Origin of the sequence: Rhizobium gallicum bv. gallicum R602sp, assembly GCF_000816845.1 — a bacterium.
Taxonomy (GTDB): domain Bacteria; phylum Pseudomonadota; class Alphaproteobacteria; order Rhizobiales; family Rhizobiaceae; genus Rhizobium; species Rhizobium gallicum.
The window spans coordinates 128,663-146,929 of record NZ_CP006879.1 but is presented as its reverse complement, the minus strand read 5'-3'; the positions used below and the strand labels follow the sequence as shown (position 1 = coordinate 146,929).

Here is an 18,267-nt window from a genome sequence, read left to right as displayed (position 1 = left end):
AAGCGTCTGTCCTGCTATACCAGCTTGAATGCCACAACTGCGTTCGTGCCGCCCATGGCAAAAGCGTTGCTCAGCGCTACGCGTATCTTGCGCTCGCGCGGCTCATTGGGAGTAACGTCGAGGTCGCAATCGGGGTCTGGCTCACGATAGTTTGCGGTCGGCGGCACGACGCCCTCGCGGATCGCCATCACACAGGCGATCATTTCGAGGGCGCTCGCTGCGCCGAGGCAATGCGCGTGAACGGACTTGGTGGAAGAGACGGACATTGAGTGGGCATGATGACGGAAGACGCGCTTGATCGCCGCAGTTTCGATCTGATCGTTGGCCCTGGTGGCAGTGCCATGCGCGTTTAGGTAGTCCACATCCTCGGCATTCAGCCCGGCATCAGAAAGGCAGGCGCGCATCGCCGCCTCCGGCCCTTCGACCTCAGGCGCGACGATGTCGAACGCATCAGCGGAGAGGCCAGCACCGGCGATCTCAGCAAGAATTGTGGCACCGCGCCGTGCGGCATGCTGATAGCTTTCCAGCACGGCCATGCCCGCACCCTCACCCAACACCACCCCCTTCCTGTCAGCCGAGAAGGGCCGGCAGGTATCCGGTGAAAGTACGCGCAGTGCTTCCCATGACTTCAGCACGCCCCACACAAGCGGCGCATCGCTGCCGCCGGCGAGCATTACGTCAGCACGGCCAAGTCTAATCTGATCCACCGCCGAAGCGATCGCATGGTTGGCCGAGGCACAAGCGGACGTGACGCCGAAGACCGGCCCGCGCAAGCCGAGGCTCATGCTGACCTGAGCGCAAGCCGCACTCGGCATAACCTTAGGTGCAGTGAGGATGGCAGCGCGCTTCGCGCCGTTCAAAAGCATAGCACGGTAGTTTTCTTCAATCGCATCCCAGCCACAGACGCCGACGCCCACTGTTGCGCCGATGCGATAGGTGTTTCCTTCATCAATGGAGAGTTCGGCCTGTCTTGCGGCTTCGCGTGCGGCAATCACCGCGAGTAAGCTGAAGCGGTCCATGGAGACTAATTGCTTGCGGTTAATGTCATGCTCCGGCAACGCCTTGATTTCGGCGCCGATCATGCCTTTCAACTCATGAAGTTCTGAATTGGCGATGGGTCCGATAGCCGAACGTCCTTCACGCATTGCTTTCCAGATGGAGGCGGCGTCGGTTCCTAGCCCGCACAGCCCACCAATTCCGGTAATGACGACACGCCTTTCCATTCAAACCTCCTTAGCGGCCAAGCCGCGGACGGCTTCAACCAGATCGCCGACACTCTGGAGATTTGACCAGTCATCGACTGTGCTAACCTCGATCTTGATGCCGTAGGCCTCCTCGATGTCCCAGAGGATATCTGCCAGTCCCAATGAATCGATCCCTAGCGACGTCAGTTCGGTTGCAGCTGTTATTTCGTCATGGCCCAAGGCGGAATCGGCGCCGTTAGATGCGGCGCTTTTCTTGATCATGGCGATGACGTTATCTGCGATTTGATCTGGCATCTTGTCTCCTATCGGTTTTTGTTTCGGCGCCAGGGTGCGCACTACATTCCCTCGTCACTGGAAGGATTTCCATTTGCCAACATGCTTTAACGAGCAGCGCTGATCAGCCTTTGAGCAAGTTTTGTCTGACGAGCGATGGTCTCTGATCCTTCATAGGAAAGGTGACCGCTATCTCGGTAAAGGAATTTGCCGTCGATCTCGGTCCTGCATGTTGTGTCGTCGCAGAGAAAGTCGTGGTAAGAAACCACCTCTACGCCAGCCTTCAAGGCCACTTGGTTCAACAGCTCGAGAGTGCGGGATCGGAACCGGCGGTATTCGCTGACATATATTTTACAGTCGCTGTAGCGCCCGAGAATAACGCTTCCCCGTGCCTTTCGCTCAAGGCAATCGCCGATATCGAAACTTGCGACTGGCGGAGGAGTAACAACAACCACTCGCTTGCCCAGGGCTCGAACGGCTTCGACGAGAGCCTTGATGCCCTCGACGGCTACATCCAGAGAGACCTCGTTCTCCGTGAAAGTATCACCGCTCCTCTTAAGCAGCACAAATTCGCTCGATACAGGGGCATCAAAAGGGCTTGAAATGGCAACCGTCCTGATCTCCGGTCGATTTTTCAGGATAGCCAAAACACTGTCATTGAAACGAATACAGTCCTCGCCGAAGGCATGGGAATAGGGCGACGCTGACGCCTTCGAGAATGCAGCAATGCCAATGGCGGGGAAGCATCCGCTCATCGTGAGCTGAGCCAGTCCGGCTTCTCCGACTGTCGTGGCCAAGCCGGGAACCAGTGCCATGGCAAATGAATCGCCCCAGACTAGCAATTCGGGTCTGTTTGTTGTCTGGCAGTTCTTCGGGATTTCCTGAGGAGGCGATCCGGGGCTGAAATCACATGCTCTTCCCAGGCCGAAGTTGATCCGCCGGATCTTCGCAAAGTCAACGGTGCTGTCGGTTGTGGCGATAGCGACTGAGGGCGAGAAGCCAAGAAGAACCGATGCGGCAACGAGTCCTGAGGCAAGCCGTATGCGAGACATAACGTGCCCCCGCCGGAATGGCTCCTCCACGAAATGGTAAAGAGCCCAGCTCGCAACAAATGAGAAAGCAACTGCCGCATAGATCGCAAGGGCAGGAGCATCTGCCAGCCAAACAGCCCGCACATAGACAAGCACGGGCCAGTGGATCAGATAGAGCGAGTAGGAGACGTCACCTACCCTTGCCATGCCTCGAACCGCCAGATTATCCCTGCTGGGCGCAAGCAGGAGGGTCAGGGTTGCCAAACAAACCAAAGCGGCATCCACTACGGGATGTGCGAAACCCATAGGGGCGACGATGATAAATGCGAGCGCCGGGAGGCGCAGCTTCGCAAGCCTGGCAGTCACGAGTGAGGTAGTGGGAAGCAAGGCTCCGAATGAACCAATGGCCATTTCCCAAAATCGGGTCGGCAGAAGGTAAAATGCAGCGGATGGGTCACGAGGGACCACATATAGACATAGAACTAGGCTGGCAACGAGGAGCGAACTAACTCCCGTCAGCCACCATCGCTTGGGAGCCAGGGCCAAGAAGGCCGGCAGCAGCAGATAACCCTGCTCTTCGACAGCAAGCGACCAAAAATGCAGGAGGGGCTTCGTTTCGGCGGCCCCGCCGAAATAGTCCGCCTGGAACCAGAAAACGATATTGCCGGAAAAAGTGAGCGCCCCGTAGACTTGATTTTGGAACTCCAGCAGGCCCACATCTGACAGGAAAAAAGGCGTAGCGATCGTCGTAAGCGCAATGACGACATAGGCCGCCGGCAACAGGCGCTTCGCGCGTCGATAATAGAATTCCGAAAAGCTGAACCGCGATTGCTCAAGCTGCGTCCTGATCAGATTAGTGATCAGAAAGCCCGAAATCACGAAAAAAATATCAACCCCAAGATAACCCGCTGCGAAGGGTCCAATATGTGCGTGGTAAAGGACAACCAGCAAAACAGCCAACCCCCGCAGAGCTTGGATATCAGTTCGAAATTCTCGCGGCATTAGCTGGACCTATGATTTTTCGATTGGCTGGATTGACTGAGGGCTCCGCCGCAGGGTGGCAGCTAGAGCTGCCCTGCAGCCAGGATGCAAAGTTCGCGCCCTTGAGCAGCCTGCCGTTGGATTAAGTTCGGCTGGTCTGCCCGGACCTGCCGATGCCGAAAAAATCAGCATCTGGTGCGGGCAGCACGTCGAGGATTTTCCGGTGTGCGATATGGCGCGATCGTCAATAAACGCTGCCTAGTCGGCGCCATCGGTGCACTCACCGTGCACTTCGAAGGTGCAATCAAGGTCAGTCATAGCTCCGGTCCGTTTCGATCAATTATTTCACCTGTGGGCCAGTCGGAGATCGGCCGTCCAACTGGCAGAACGATGACAAGTGCGTCATCGATGCGCGTGGGCGGCTTATCGAGACGCGGCTCTGGTAGCGTGGACTGTGTGAGAATGTCCGAGAAAACGGTCACCGGGCCATGTCGGCCGAACCTTGCAATATGTTTCCGTAGCTCGTGGCGAACGGTGCCAAAAGCAAATGGGACGTCGAGCTCCTGCAGTGTTGGAAGCATGACACGGATTGAATGGCTGATGCCGAGCCTTTCAAGATCGGCACGCACCCCGTACAATCCCAGCTCAGCCACCAACAGATCGACTGTGCCAACCTTTATAAAACGGCGCAGCAATCCCATATGAGCCGCTACACCATTAGAGTCATAACCGATTGCCCGAAGCTCAGGCCTGGCTCCGGCCCAACTTCGACTACCTTCGAACGGCTTTGCATTAAAGGCCCCAGTCGGCCCATAGGTTTTGCGAAAGAACTCGGCGAGTTCTACATGGTCAGCGAGTTCCAACTCGTTTTCCCAGCACAGCTTCCACCGCACCTCAGAGCACATGCCGACCTCCTTATTTTTGCTGTTTGCCTGAGGCACCAGATCACACAATCGAAGCAGCGGGTGATTGTGAACGTCCAGAGGCTGTCGTCAGTCATCGTGATGCTAGCCCATTGAGGTGGCAGAACCATTGTGAGCGCCGCGTTTCCGATATGATATGCGCTCTAACAACTTGCTACCTCCTGCACCGCTCGTAATAGGCGGTCGATGTACTTGATTTTGATCAATTGATGTTCTTCTAATGGCATCCCGTTTAATTCGTAAAATCGATTGTTTGGATGGTATACATCCACACCATGAATGAAGGAAAATATGCGTTTCAAGGGCCTTGACCTAAATCTCCTCGTGGCGCTCGACGCGCTGATGACCGAGCGTAACCTCACGGCGGCGGCACGCAGCATCAACTTAAGCCAGCCGGCCATGAGCGCGGCCGTCGCCCGGTTACGCGCCTATTTCCAAGATGAGCTGTTTACGATGGCTGGCCGAGAACTTGTCCCAACGCCGCGTGCGGAAGAGCTCGCCTCGGCAGCCCGCGAGACACTGCTGCACATCCAGCTCTCCATTATTTCCTGGGAGCCATTTAATCCCTTCCAATCAGATCGCCGCTTCAGGATCATCCTTTCGGATTTCGTCACCCTCACGTTTTTTGAAAAGGTCGTGAAGCGTGTGGCGCGAGAAGCTCCCGCCGTCAGCTTCGAATTTCTGCCGCTTGCCGACGACCACCAGGAGCTTCTGCGGCGCGGTGACGTCGATTTTCTCATTCTGCCGGAATTGTTTATGTCGAACGCGCATCCTCGAGCGAGACTGTTCGACGAGACACTCGTTTGCATAGGCTGCCATACGAACCAGCAGCTATCACAGCCGCTTACATTCGAGAGATACATGTCGATCGGGCATGTTGCGGCCAAATTCGGAAATGCGCGGAGGCCCTCCATCGAGGAATGGTATTTGCTCGAGCACGGTTTCACGAGACGTGTTGAAGTCGTCGTACAGGGCTTTAGCATGATTCCACCAATGGTGTCGGGTACCGACCGTATAGGGACCATGCCCTTACGGCTGGCGCAGCATTTCGCAAAAACAATACCCCTGCAGATCGTCGAGCTTCCCCTGCCACTTCCTGCTTTCACTGAGGCCGTCCAATGGCCTGCACTTCACAATGGTGATCCGGCAAGCCTCTGGGTGCGGGGGATCTTATCGCAGGAGGCGTCGCGCATGGTTTCGCCGCGTGACCTCGGCGCAGGGCCTCAGGTGATCTAGGCTAAGCTGAGTCTAGCGTGGCCATAGCGATCCGCCCTCGAAGAACCAAGGTGCGCGTTCCTGCCCCATCCGCAGGAGCCGGTCGATCATCGGGCTGGAGCGGTCCAGCTTTGAGGGATAGTCTAGGTCATCTTCGAGTTCGACGACGCGGATGTTGATAGGCTTGTAGCGTTCGCGAAGTGAAGGATGCTGGGCGAGCAGCTCATTGATTTTCGTAATGAAGAACAACTCCTGACTGAGTGCCAGGTTGGCAGATAGCTCATTCCGACGGTCGATAATCTCCGGCATTGCCCGTGGCTCGCGTTTCCGCTGCTGCGGGTTGATCTGTACCACCCAGATTTCGTCTGGCCGCTCCGGCAAGTCGGTGAATTCTCGCACAGGTGGATTGCGGCTGAAGAGCCCATCCCAAAAGAGAGTGCCGTGAGCCTGCACGGCACGGAAGAGTGGGGGAACCGCAGCCGATGCGATCAGTTCATCGTACGTCAAGCTTTCGCCCTCAAATGCCACCCCGAGGCCGTGAATGATGTCCGTCGCCCCGATCAAAAGCTTCGGACTCGCTCGACGATGGGGGTCGCTCGGCAACGACGCAAGGTCGAGGTGGCGAGTAAGAAGGTCGCGCAACCGCGGCTCGGCTATAGGACTATAGAGATAAGGGCTGACCTCGGCGCTGACCGGGAGGCGTGCCGACGACACGGCCCAGAAATTAGCGACCGCATCAAGAATGTCATTCACCTCAAGGTCGCGCCAAAAGTCAATCAAGCGGCGCCTAGCCTCCTCCGCGCCACCGCGGATCAGCCCGGACCACACCAAGGCAGCGCAAATGGCGCCGCCCGACGTCCCACTCAAGGCAACGAGCTGATAGCGATCACGAAACTGGGGCGCCAGTAGGGCGCTCAACACACCGGCCGCAAACGCAGCATGGCTACCTCCCCCTTGGCAGGCTATCGCGATTTTGGGAGCCAGCGACATGAAGAAACACAACCCACGGGAAATTCGTCAGCTTACGTGAGCGCGACCGTAGCAGCGGCGCCCGTCGAAGACCAGATCAGAACCTATTCAATTCTGTCATCCTATTCGGCGACCCGTCCGCGGACGAATCGCAAATAGGGATATCTTCGTTGGCGATGAGAGCCGTCACAGACATGCCTCGATCAAACCGTGGGTGGATTATGGACAAAGCTCGTTCGTAGCAGATAGATGCCATAGACCTGCATCGAGAGGCCAAGCAGAGGGTGCCGCAGGTCGGTGTCATCGCTGTGGACGGCGGTCCACTTTTGGCGAACCGACGTGCAACGGGTGAATGTCGCTTGGCATTGTCCGATGTACGACAATGTCGAACATGCGAGACAGCCAGTTCGATCGATTACGTTGTATCAAAAGAGTTTTTCCTTTGGCACGCGTATTGCGTCCAGGCATTTGCAGACGCGGCACGGACCAGCGTAATCGCGTGGAGACATCGAAATGTTAGCGCAATGCTTTCTGCCGGGGCCGACGTCCGCTCAGCCTGCTGCGGGACGTTCCAGTTGCAGAAGAAGTAGTCGAGCCGAGGCTGCACAAGCGCTTTTGCCGCGGTTGTCCTCGTGCGGATGCCAACTCCTCAATCGGTCCAACCCGGCCAGTCCATGGATATTCGCAAACGAACTGTCATCGTGGCGGAGGCCTCGGCTGCACCCGCGTGCTCAGGCGCTGGCGAACGCGCCGAGTGTTGCGCATCCGCCGCCAGCACCGACCGGTTTCGTGCGTGCACTCACGGCCAACGTCGCCATGGCCTGCTTACCGTCAATGTCCCAGAGGTGCCGTTCTGGCTGAATGGGGGCGACACATTCTACCGCCGGACCACCCATGGCGAGCACCGGTTCATGCTGGTCGATGTCGCCACCGGCGTGCGGCTCGCCGTTGATCCGGCCCGCCTAGCTGCGGTGCGAAAATAAGGCGAGCCACAAGAAATATCGGCCCGAGAATCTTGCCTTTAGGGAGACAAAATGATGCATGTTGGAATGGTTTCGCGTATCCGCGCATTTGCGCTGAGCATGGTTGCGCTGCAAACTCTGATGACCTGGGAAGCGGCGGCTGTCGAGCCCCCGCGAGGCGAATCCGAGATCGGAAATTTCCTGCTGAGCAACGGCATGGAGGTGGTCATCATACCCGATCACCGGACGCCGACCGTCACGCACATGGTCTGGTACAAGGTCGGCAACGCCGATGAGCCACCCGGCAAATCCGGCATCGCTCATTTCCTGGAGCATCTGATGTTCAAGGGCACGAAGAACCACCCCGCGGGTGAGTTTGACGCAAAGATCTCAGAGATCGGCGGCCAGCAAAACGCCTTCACGGGGTCCGACTACACCGCGTACTATCAGACGGTCACGCCGGAAGCCCTCGAATCAATGATGGAATTCGAAGCTGATCGGATGCGCCATCTCGTACTCACCGACGCGGTGATCGCGCCGGAGCGCGATGTCATTCTCGAGGAGCGGCGCTCTCGCGTCGAGGATAATCCCGAGGCGCTTCTCGACGAGGAGATGCGGGCGACCCTCTATCAGAACCATCCTTACCGCATCCCGGTCATCGGCTGGATGCACGAGATGGAACAGCTCAATCGTGGGGACGCCGTAGCGTTCTATGATCGCTACTATGCCCCGAACAACGCCATACTGGTCGTGGCAGGCGACGTGGACGCCGCGACGGTGTCGTGGCTAGCGGAGAAGACCTACGGAGCCGTACCGCGCGGCCGGGACCTGCCGCCGCGGGTCAGACCGCAGGAGCCGGAGCAGAACACCAAGCGGACGGTCGTGCTCACCGATGCGCGCGTGACCTTGCCGAGCTTCCAGAAGTCCTGGGTGGTGCCGTCCTACAGAATAACCGAGCCGGGCGAAGCAGAAGCCCTCGAGCTTCTGTCGGAAATTCTCGGCGGAGGAACGCGCAGCCGGATCTATCAGGAATTAGTGGTGAATCAGGGAATAGCCTCCGGGGCCGGCGCCTATCTCGACGGAAGATCGCTCGATCCGTCGAGCTTCACGGTTTATGGCTCGCCGCGGGGCGAGGCGAAAATCGAGGCGGTGGAAGACGCGATCGACGCTGAGGTTCGGAAAATCATCGACGCCGGCGTTACCGATGTCGAGCTCGAGAAGGCCAAGAACCGCTTGGTGCGCTCGATGATCTTCGCACGCGACAGCCAGGCGGGAATGGCCCACATCTACGGAAAGGCGCTTGCGACCGGCAGCACTGCATACGACTTAAAGCAATGGCCGTTGAGGGTCCGCACTGTAACGGCGAAGGACGTGCAGGCGGTTGCCAAGAAACATCTTAATCCGGACCGCTCGGTAGCGGGATATCTCCTGCCGCGGGAAAGCGCGACCTCAGGAGATAAAAGCCAATGACGATGTTCAACCGACTGCCGATCGGGGCCACCAAGCCACTGCTGGTCGTGCTCGTATTGCTGGGTCTTGCCGCAACGCCGGCGCGGGCGGCCATGGCCATCCAGGAAGTCAAGGGTTCGAGCGGGATCAAGGCCTGGCTGGTGGAAGACTATTCGGTACCGATCGTCACCATTCGTTTCGCGTTCCGGGGCGGCAGCACGCAGGATCCTTCCGGTAACGAAGGCCTTGTCAATCTCATGACCCAATTGTTCGACGAAGGGGCCGGCGACCTTGACAGCGAAGCCTTCCAGGAGAGGCTAGACGATGCCGGCGCCGATATGCGTTTCGACGCCGAGCGCGATGCGCTCTACGGCTCCATGCGCGTGGTCGCCGATCAGAAGGATGTTGCGTTCGATCTTCTCCGGCTGGCCGTCGAGCAGCCGCGCTTCGACCAAGCGCCCGTGGATCGCATCCGCGCGCAGATCGTCTCCGGCATCATGGCGGAAGCCAAGGATCCGGAGGCGGTCGCACAGGTCGCATGGAGGAAAGCGCTCTATGGCGATCATCCGTATTCCCGGCGAAACGAGGGCACCGAGCAAACCCTCGCCGCTGTCGCGACCTCCGATCTAAAGGCGCTTCATAAGCGGCTTTTCGCGCGCAGCAACCTTGCCATCGCCGTGGCGGGAGCGATCGATGCCAGCGCACTCAAGCGCGATCTGGATCGGATATTCGGCGGATTGCCTGCCGAACCGTCGCTGATGCCGATCGCCGACACCGCGCCGAAGCTGGCGCAGGAAATTCGCGTCCCCTATGATTTACCTCAGAGCCGACTGCGCCTGGCCTATTCCGCGATCAGCGACAAAGAGCCGCAGTTCTTCGCAGCCTATCTCATGAACCACATCCTCGGCGGAGGAGCGTTCACGTCCAGGCTCTGGAACGAGGTGCGCGAGAAGCGTGGGCTCGCCTACGGCATCAGATCTAGCTTGGTGAACAACGACCATGCCTCGGCGCTAGTGATCGACACGGGGACCCGCCCGGATCGGGCCGCAGAGACGCTCTCCCTCATTCGCGCCGAGGCGAGGCGGATGGCGGCGGAGGGCGTCAACCAGGAGGAGCTCGAAGCGGCGAAGAAAAACGTCATCGGCGGTTACGCGATCGACAATCTCAACTCATCCAGCGCGATCGCCAACACTCTGGTCGGAATCCAGATGAAAGATCTCGGCATCGACTATATCGCGCGGCGGAAACAGCTGATCGAGGCGGTAACCGTTGAGGATGTTCGGTCGGTCGCGAGACAGCTTCTCTCCGCCGATCCCGCCGTGATGATCGTCGGACCGCCGCTCAAGGAAAGGAAAGAATGATGGCACAAAGGGTAAGCTCGCCCTTCTTGCGGCAGCCGAGGCGACCTTCTGCGTAACTGCTCGCTGCCTTGCTTCGATAGCTTGCCAAGGCGCTAGTTGCGCCGCTGGAATGCGCCCACTGCGTTATGCCGATCTAGGCGGAAAAGTCTCACCCCGTCTTGAATTTGCCAGCATCCTGCACCGAGCCATGACGGTTGCATGAATCCGGGGAGCGGGATTCTGGTCAACCTTCGGGCGGTAGAATCGGTGTTCACTGTTGCGCCCGACTTCGCATCGAGTTTCTCACCGCTGTCGACATCTCAATCCGATCGGCCATCTCAAGCCCGTAAAGGCTCATCTGCTCCTCGGTGGCGATCCGCGAGATGGAGCCGATCGGCCGTCTGGCGCGCTTGCGGCGCACCCATCTAGAGCAAAAGATCGGAGTCGGGAGTTCTTCTACACGAGCGCACGCACATGTCGCCGAGCTATACCCCTCGGAGGATACGACCGGCACAGGTGATCGCGCACTTGCGGCCGGAACGGTGACATCGCTGCGACATTCAACTCCCAAAGGTGAATTGAGGCGATGCGCGGCGTGGACGCCGACGCGCTGCTTCCGGCGACTGGCCTGCTCTTCCGCGGCAGCAGCGTTTACTTCCGGACGTGGGTTCGCTGCGATCGGTCGATTTCGCCCCTCCACCAGCTGAACGGTAGATAGCCATTCATCGAGGACCATGAGATCGGAATGGACAAGCCGATTGGTGATTTGGCCGGAGGGCCTCTGCGCATTTTCTGCCCGAGCGCTGGTTCGAACACTCCATGAGAGCATGTATGGATGGCCTCCGCGCGGCCAGCCGGCGTTTCTGACGGCTGGTCGGGTGCAGGCATGTATCGAGGGGTCTGTTCGGCCTTTTTATGCCGCTGGCTCCAATGAAGTCCGCGGATAGAAGGTGAGTAGGTCAGCACTCGTGCTGGTCCGGTCGATGAGGGGCTCGGACGGGGCAAAGGGCGAAACCATACGGGACGCTTCCTGCAGCAATATCTCCCGCATCCAGATGCTTGCCGGGTGACTGTTGTGAAGGGCAGGCCATTGAACGGCCTCGGTGAGTGCAGGAAATGGCAGGGGAAGCTCGACGATCTGCAGGGGTATTGTTTTTGCGAAATGCTGCGCCAGCCGCATGGGCATGGTCCCTATACGGTCGGTACCCGACACCATTGGTGGAATCATGCTAAAGCCCTGTACGACGACTTCAACACGTCTCGTGAAACCGTGCTCGAGCAAATACCATTCCTCGATGGTGGGCGTCCGCGTATTCCCGAACTTGACCGCAACGTGGCCCATCGACATGTATTGCTCAAATGTAAGTGGTTCTGATAGCTGCTTGTTCGTATGACAGCCTACGCACACGAATCTATCCTCGAACAGTGCTGCGTGAGGATGCTTCGACATGAACACGTCCGGCATAATTAGAAAATCGACATCGCCGCGCCGGACGAGCTCCTCGAAGTCGTCGGCAAGAGGCAGGAAATCGAAGCTGACGGCGGGAGCTTCCCGCGCCACACGCTCCACGACCTTTTCAAAAAATACGAGCGTGACGTAGTCCGAGAGGATGATCCTGAAGCGGCGATCCGACTGAGCCGGGTTAAACGGGTCCCAGGAAATGATGGAGAGCTGGATGTTCAGCAGAGCCTCGCGGACTGCCGAGGCGAGCCCTTCTGCACGCGGCGATGGAACAAGTTCTCGGCCTGCCATTGTAAAGAGATCATCGCGGAAATAGGTGCGCAACCGGGCGACGGCGGCGCTCATGGCCGGCTGGCTCAGGTTGATGCTGCGCGCCGCCGCCGTGAGATTACGCTCGGTCATCAGGGCGTCGAGCGCCACTAGGAGATTTAGGTCAAGGCCTTTGAACCGCATGTCTTCATCTTTCCATAACGTGGATGTATGCCATCCAAATTTAATCAGCATCCTTCATTAGTAATATAATTTGACGTTTTCACAGCACAGAGACCGAGTATGGAAACTTTCATTCGCGAATTGCATATTGAACGCGAATTTGAATATGGCGGTGTCGGATTGCGGACGCGCGGTGTTTGGCCAACGCGAGCGATCCATCCACCTTGCGTCGCGAATAATCTTTGCCGATCTTGCGGTGCAGCGCGGCTCAAACTGGGAACGGGTGAATGCGCCTGCGGACGATGCTCGCGTGGAACTTCGCCCCATATACAAGCCCATCATCCTTGAAATCATAGGGCAACGGCGCCGACTCCTTTCCGTTGCCGAGGAAGACGTAGCACCCGGGTACGAAACTGAAGAAGCGGGCGAAATCCTCTGAGCCGTTATCGGATTTTGCGGACCGCGATGCTCCCGCGGTTGAACACATCGCGCGCTACCGCAGAGGCCTCCTCAACCAACGCCGCGTTGTTCAACAACGGTCCGAATTCCTCGTATTTTAACCTCGGCGACATTATAGGTCAGCCCGTCCCGTCGGCAATCACACGCATCTGGTTCTCGATCTCGGCACTCACTTCGGAACGGAAGCTTCGAGCATCGCCGCAAATTTGCCCAGGCCAGGCAGCGCGTTTCGAGTACCGTCAGCGAAAAGCTCGGTCAGGGAAACGACGCTAATGTCAGTCGGACGGAGGCGATCGACTGGCGGCGGTGGTTAGGCTTTTCTGGCGCATAGTTGATCGCCTCGTACAAGCCACCTCGTCTATTGGACTCCTCCAACCATTTGGGACATGGATGGGGCTTATCCAAACAATCGATTTTACCAATCTGCGAGAATGCCGCATAGCGTGTCCCCGCGGTGCCCCGCCGGGCCGGCGGAACGATCACCGTTTGGGCACTGAAAAGGAAATTTGCGTGACGTGGCCATATGCAATTCGTGCTTTCTGCGCGGGGCGTTGATGAGAGTCACTCGGAGCTGAGGTCGGCGCATTCGCTGGAGCAAACAAATGCACGTTCTCGATGTTAATCAGATGATCCAGTCCTTCGTGAAATCGCTTGAGCTGGTTGTGATCTTCGCTACCTTTTGCGCCGCGCTGGAGCTAACCTTCCCGGCTTATCGATACAGCTTTGCCTCATACGTGCGCGGCGTGCGGAATTGGATTATTCGCCTCGGATGGGGTGCGCTTGTCTGGCACCTCTTCGCTGTGAGCTTGGACTGGTTAGGGATCGAGCCGCTCGTAACGATCAATTTCGGTACATTGCTTCACTCTGACAACGCAATCATTAACAGTGGACTGGCCGTCCTTTCAGGGGTTTTAGTCGCGATTGCCGGCGACTTCTTTTACTACTGGATGCACCGCGCTCAGCATGCAGTTCCAATCCTCTGGCGCATGCACGCTACCCACCACTCGATCCGCGAATTGTCGGCATGGAATTGCAATCATCACGTTTCCGAGCCCCTCATTTACGCAGCGTTAGTAGCACTACCACTCGCGCTGATCCACTTCGAATCTGGCGTAGTGCCAGTTGTTGCCATGACACTGATTACCTTTCAGGGTCATCTTTCACACTCCAGCACCCGCATCAATCTTGGGCCGCTTCGATATATCATTGGCGACAATAAGTTCCACCGCATTCACCACTCAATGGAACCGCATCACCGGCGCCGAAACTATGGGTTCTTTACAACCATCTGGGACACGATTTTTCTAACGGCATACTGGCCAGAAAAGAATGAGTGGCCGGAAGTTGGCCTTCGGGACCAGTCCGAGCCGCACACCGTGCGCGATTACGTTATGTTCCCATTTGATCGACGTCGCTGGCGTAGAGCTAAAGTCGGAAGTGGTGTAGAGGCTGAGGATTGACGAGTGGAGATTTACGCTTCGAATCTGATTGGGTCGCGAAAACATCAAAACAAGCAATCCATTATGGAACAGCTCCCTCAAACCCCAAACAAGCCTCGATTTAAAGTAGCGGATGGAAGGACTGTGGGGGTGCAACACAAGCATAAAGTTTCCGTCGGCGGCGCATTACATGCTTTCCCTTCGGAACTGACTCTCTAACGCTGGCAAGCACCGACACCGTTAAGTTAATGATGCAGCCGTGCGCCGAAACTCACGCGCGCGGCCGGTTCGTTCGCGCGTGCCCGACTGCGTATGCAGATTATGGTCAGGTCTGACCCTACCGCCATGAAGCGCTGGATTTGGAGGGCATGGCGCTCCACAAGAGGCGATCCGCATAATTCAGGATGGCCCTGCGCTACTGGACCGGGCCCAAGAGGTCCTCAGGCGGACTCATGGTCATGCCAAAGCGGGCAAAGCAGAAGTGCTGAAAAACACCGGCTTTTTCTATCCCGCCGTAGTCAACAAAAAAAGCTGTGGGCTGTTCGTCACACTCACAAAGCAGCACCGCTGACATGCCCAATAGTGCAAGTCTCTTGAGGACTAATCTTCATGCTGTAAAAACTCAAATCGTACTCGGAATTGTTGTTCTTCTCCTGGGGCAAGATTGACATTATATTCCCGCTCGTCAAATGGAATGCGTCGGCCCTCAATGTCACCGTGGCCCGTACATGGTTCTAACGCCAGAAAGTCTTGCTGTGGAAGAGACCATACAACCCAGTGACGCGCGTCTGGCGCGTCAATTCTGATTGTGGCCTTCTCTCCAACGAGCGACAGCCTTTTACTGTTCGCATTCAAAAAACAGAGGGCCTCATTCTGGAAAAGGCTTTCATTTAGATGAAGGCAACGTCCGTGGAATGAAAGCTTCCGTTGATTACCTCGAATTAGCCCTTGGGAAGATATGCACGGGACGAGAGCGGATTCCGATTTCTCGAATTCCAGCCGCCAACTGTCTTTGTGCGGAGACAGTAACGGCCATCTAAATCCGGGATGTATGCCGATGGAATAAGGCAAGAAAGCACTAAAGGACTTGTTTGTTACGGAGATCTCAATATTCAGTTGACTATCTACAATTTTATACGAAATCCTGAAAAGGAAATAAAATGGAAACATTGTTTTCGTGAATTCATTGTCAGATGCTTCTAGTGTCACCTCGCTTTCTGAGTTGAAAACCACGTCAAATTCCTGCGTGCTGATAAAGCCGTGAACAGGCATCGGATAATATTGCCCTTTTATTTCGACAAGCGAAGACTCACTCCATCCGCATGAAGGAAACATCAGGGGACAAGTTTGGTTCCAACCTGGGGAGCCTCGCGGCCAAAGGAGGTCGTTTGCACCGACCTGCCACCCAATTAGCTCTGCTCCTTTTCGGTTGACGACTGCCTGTGCAAGACCGGAACGAATAACGACAGCATCATGCATGAAATGTTGTTACCTTAGAACCTTCGGAAGCGGCAGCCAGGTCTTTGCCTTCTGCAATCGTCGCGCGACCGGATTAAACGACCTCTGGATCGGCATCACGATGGCCAGTGGACACTTTGACTGGGCGTCATTAACAGGTTCACGGGAGTTTCTGGATGACCTAAGCATTATTCGTGCCAAGAAGAACCTCTTATAAATACAACGGCGGTTGGTCGAAACCGATATGTCGCATGCCTTACATTCGTCGAGCATTGGACATGGCGTTTGGTCGCCGCGCTCTCCGACGAAAAGCCCGGCTGACCAGCGCGCCACGGCTGGCAGGCTGATGAGCGGATCATCGCTCATCTGGCTGATAGTTTCCAGTGTCATGTAGCGGGCCCGCTGCACGACCCATGTGGAGCATGGACCGCTCCCTTCCCCCCAGCGTGCGCCTGATGAACAAGAATGTTGAACTTCGATGGCGAATCAATGAACTTATCCGCGGGGTACGTGAATCCTCGTGCACTAAGTGTGCGGAGGAGCCCGATCAGGAGACGGCGCACTGCCCACATATGTGCAAAAGCGGTTAGCGCCATCATGAATATCGCCTTTAGATTGACGGCACGGAAAGGATGTTACATGCGTGCGCCATCAGGTGCTGTTGCGGGACTTTGCTCTGCCTCCGCCACCATGTTTGCAGTGGGAATGGCGTTCCTTGGCTACTGGGGTTTGTATGAGCCCGGCGGCTGGCACAGCGTCGATTTGGTCATTGTGATTTTGGCGCTCGTCGGATTTGCAGCGCTTGGCTCGGTGCCCTGGATTGTGACAACCCCCGTTGTAGATGACGGCGAGGAGAAGGTCATAGCCGCCAGGCGAGCGTTGGCGTTGGGAGTCGTCCTGATCTGGCTGTCCGTTCTCGTCTCAGTATTCACCTAGTGTTCTCGAATTAACAGAAGGATTCCCTATAAGCGAGTCTGGGTCCATGGACAGGGACAAGAGGTTGTTGCTGTCGCCTGAGGATTGGGTGCGGCTGGAAGGTGGGTGGCGGACCGGAACACGCCGCAGAAGCTGGTTTGGCGGGCGCGGATCGTTCTGATGTGGGCGGACGTGTCGAGTCAGGCGGCGATTGTGGCGGACGCTGTCTCGCTTGCGAAGTTCCTCCGTGAAGCGGACGACAAATTGGCCGATCACATGAAGGGCTGAACGCGACGGATGCTAACGAGGAGAAAGTCAGGCGCACCAATAGCGATCATCCGCCGCGCAGAGGCTTATCTACGGCATGGCCGTCTTCCCATTCGCGCAAACTGGGCCTGTTTGCCTGGTGATCGCCTTCGTCAATCCGCTTTGTCAGGAGGACCTACGAGGATATGATCCGCAGACGCGTCTCCTTGTTTCGGACGGATTTTCTCCATAGTGTGCCCTATAAACTGCGGAGAACCTCCCGAACTGAAAGAATCCCCATTTCAGGCAGATTTCTTTCAAAAGCATATGGTTCTCTGGGTCGAGCAGGTCCTCCCGTGCTGCCCGTAACCGAAGCATCTGTAGATACGCTGCAGGCGTTGTATCCTTGAAACCACGAAAACCCGCTTCGAGTGCTCTGGTGGAAACACCCGCTGCATCTGCCACCATTGGCATTGTAATCGGCTGGTTGATATTGGCGCGCATGAACTCGATCCCGCGGCGGACATGTCCGGGAGCAATCATGCAAGGCTTCTTATCCAGCAGATGCGATAATCGATGAGGTACCATCCGTATCACGACATCGGCTAGCGCCTGCGTAATATGAACCATGGCTATGGGAGACTGACAGAGGGGACCATTATCGCGTATTCCGTCTATGATCGCTTCTGTGAGATTGCCGATTGTTCGACCAACTGGTGTTGACAGATCTAGTTCGGGCGACAGGTCGAGCGAGCCTCTAAACGGCACATCGAAAGTTTCGCCAATGGTCCGTTGGATCAATGGCCAATTAAGCACCAGCTCATCTATTAGATTGGATTGCCCATGCATTGAGATGCTGTCAGGCTCAAAATTCCTGTAAAGAAGCAATTCTCCCTGTCGGGCCTCGGCCACGCGCGAACCATGCGTAACCGCCATGCCACCCCTGCGCGGCACCACGATCGATAGATGCTCTGTTGCCTCGGAACACCACTGAGCGCGGAACTGAAACCCTTCATTATGGTAACCCGTAATCAATGCTGCGCTTTCAGAGGCCGTAAGATCGAGCCCCCAACGGAAGTCTTGAGCACGACCGACGAGATTGGCGTCGAATGTGCCGAAAACCTCTCCGAGGGTTTCGATCATGCTGTCGAACGTTGAGCCACGATATCGAAAAACGGCATCACCGGGGCTTTTTTCCGTCATGTATTCTCCAGGTTCATTGTTGCCGCTTTATCGCTCCTTCAATGGCCGAGGACCTGACCGAGAGATGTGCGTGTGCATTCCGATTGCGGCGCGCTGTCGATCGTGCCGGGATGTGCGCCCAGGACACTTGATTGCCGCTGAAGAGCCACCTTGACAAGACTTTCTTGCAGCCGACAAAAAAACATTGTCAATTTTGCGGTGAAGCGCGGCTCAAACTGGGGACGTGTGTCGAGTTGCCGACGATCGAGAGCGCCTTTTCCGGATCCACATAAGGATTCTCGAACGGGCCCTGTCGAGCTTCTGGA

15 protein-coding genes and 1 pseudogene are annotated in these 18,267 nt (G+C 56.9%); 7 read left to right on the top strand and 9 right to left on the bottom strand.

Features of this window, described 5'->3' with window-relative positions; translation table 11 throughout:
* Window positions 1–14 precede the first annotated feature (14 nt).
* The 4 genes from RGR602_RS21675 to RGR602_RS21660 form a co-directional block, all read right to left on the bottom strand.
* Window positions 15–1,223, bottom strand: a complete 1,209-nt coding sequence (locus RGR602_RS21675; RefSeq protein ID WP_040114185.1) for a beta-ketoacyl-[acyl-carrier-protein] synthase family protein — start codon at window positions 1,221–1,223, stop codon at window positions 15–17.
* Window positions 1,224–1,499, bottom strand: coding sequence for an acyl carrier protein (locus RGR602_RS21670; RefSeq protein ID WP_040114184.1), 276 nt, complete (start codon window positions 1,497–1,499; stop codon window positions 1,224–1,226).
* Window positions 1,500–1,585: 86 nt separating this feature from the next.
* Window positions 1,586–3,511, bottom strand: coding sequence for an acyltransferase family protein (locus RGR602_RS21665; RefSeq protein ID WP_040114183.1), 1,926 nt, complete (start codon window positions 3,509–3,511; stop codon window positions 1,586–1,588).
* Between the two features lie 293 nt (window positions 3,512–3,804).
* Window positions 3,805–4,395, bottom strand: a complete 591-nt coding sequence (locus RGR602_RS21660; RefSeq protein WP_040114182.1) for a NodA family N-acyltransferase — start codon at window positions 4,393–4,395, stop codon at window positions 3,805–3,807.
* A gap of 309 nt (window positions 4,396–4,704) precedes the next feature.
* On the opposite strand from RGR602_RS21660, the gene RGR602_RS21655 reads away from it, so the two are divergent.
* Entirely contained in the window at window positions 4,705–5,649 is a 945-nt protein-coding gene (locus RGR602_RS21655) for a LysR family transcriptional regulator (RefSeq protein ID WP_040114181.1), read from the top strand.
* Between the two features lie 12 nt (window positions 5,650–5,661).
* Here the strand turns inward: RGR602_RS21655 and RGR602_RS21650 are convergent, their stop codons facing one another.
* Window positions 5,662–6,618: a patatin-like phospholipase family protein gene (locus RGR602_RS21650; RefSeq protein WP_040114180.1), complete on the bottom strand. Its 957-nt coding sequence runs from the start codon at window positions 6,616–6,618 to the stop codon at window positions 5,662–5,664.
* Window positions 6,619–7,271: 653 nt separating this feature from the next.
* Between RGR602_RS21650 and RGR602_RS21645 the strand changes: the two genes are divergently transcribed.
* The 3 genes from RGR602_RS21645 (at window position 7,272) to RGR602_RS21635 (ending at window position 10,369) form a co-directional block, all read left to right on the top strand.
* Entirely contained in the window at window positions 7,272–7,580 is a 309-nt protein-coding gene (locus tag RGR602_RS21645; protein WP_040114179.1) for a hypothetical protein, read from the top strand.
* A gap of 120 nt (window positions 7,581–7,700) precedes the next feature.
* Entirely contained in the window at window positions 7,701–9,029 is a 1,329-nt protein-coding gene (locus tag RGR602_RS21640; RefSeq protein WP_376773775.1) for a M16 family metallopeptidase, read from the top strand.
* The gene (locus RGR602_RS21635) at window positions 9,026–10,369 is read left to right on the top strand and encodes a M16 family metallopeptidase (RefSeq protein ID WP_040114178.1); all 1,344 of its coding nucleotides are present in this window, start codon (window positions 9,026–9,028) and stop codon (window positions 10,367–10,369) included. The genes RGR602_RS21640 and RGR602_RS21635 overlap by 4 nt, the downstream gene beginning before the upstream one ends.
* An 892-nt stretch (window positions 10,370–11,261) precedes the next feature.
* On the opposite strand, the gene nodD2 is transcribed toward RGR602_RS21635, so the two are convergent.
* Together nodD2 and RGR602_RS38595 are read right to left on the bottom strand one after the other, a co-directional pair.
* The gene (gene nodD2, locus RGR602_RS21630; RefSeq protein ID WP_052451724.1) at window positions 11,262–12,263 is read right to left on the bottom strand and encodes a transcriptional regulator NodD2; all 1,002 of its coding nucleotides are present in this window, start codon (window positions 12,261–12,263) and stop codon (window positions 11,262–11,264) included.
* Window positions 12,264–12,510: 247 nt separating this feature from the next.
* Window positions 12,511–12,993 (bottom strand): annotated as a pseudogene (locus RGR602_RS38595) (M20/M25/M40 family metallo-hydrolase); the annotation flags it as partial.
* 310 nt (window positions 12,994–13,303) lie between these two features.
* Between RGR602_RS38595 and RGR602_RS21620 the strand changes: the two are divergent.
* Window positions 13,304–14,161 (top strand): sterol desaturase family protein, encoded by an 858-nt coding sequence (locus tag RGR602_RS21620; protein ID WP_040114176.1) that lies wholly within the window; start codon window positions 13,304–13,306, stop codon window positions 14,159–14,161.
* Between the two features lie 579 nt (window positions 14,162–14,740).
* Here the strand turns inward: RGR602_RS21620 and RGR602_RS21615 are convergent.
* Window positions 14,741–15,619 carry an aldose epimerase family protein gene (locus tag RGR602_RS21615; protein ID WP_082046639.1) on the bottom strand — a complete coding sequence of 293 codons (879 nt, stop codon included), beginning with the start codon at window positions 15,617–15,619 and terminating at the stop codon, window positions 14,741–14,743.
* Between the two features lie 618 nt (window positions 15,620–16,237).
* On the opposite strand from RGR602_RS21615, the gene RGR602_RS21610 reads away from it, so the two are divergent.
* A complete protein-coding gene (locus RGR602_RS21610; RefSeq protein ID WP_040114174.1) occupies window positions 16,238–16,534 on the top strand; it encodes a hypothetical protein in 297 nt (98 codons plus the stop codon).
* Window positions 16,535–16,639: 105 nt separating this feature from the next.
* A complete protein-coding gene (locus RGR602_RS37445) occupies window positions 16,640–16,801 on the top strand; it encodes a hypothetical protein (protein ID WP_165922009.1) in 162 nt (53 codons plus the stop codon).
* Between the two features lie 144 nt (window positions 16,802–16,945).
* Here RGR602_RS37445 and RGR602_RS21605 read toward each other — a convergent pair whose 3' ends face one another.
* On the bottom strand, window positions 16,946–17,962 hold the full coding sequence (locus RGR602_RS21605) for a helix-turn-helix transcriptional regulator (protein ID WP_040114173.1): 1,017 nt from the start codon (window positions 17,960–17,962) through the stop codon (window positions 16,946–16,948).
* Between the last annotated feature and the right edge of the window lie 305 nt (window positions 17,963–18,267).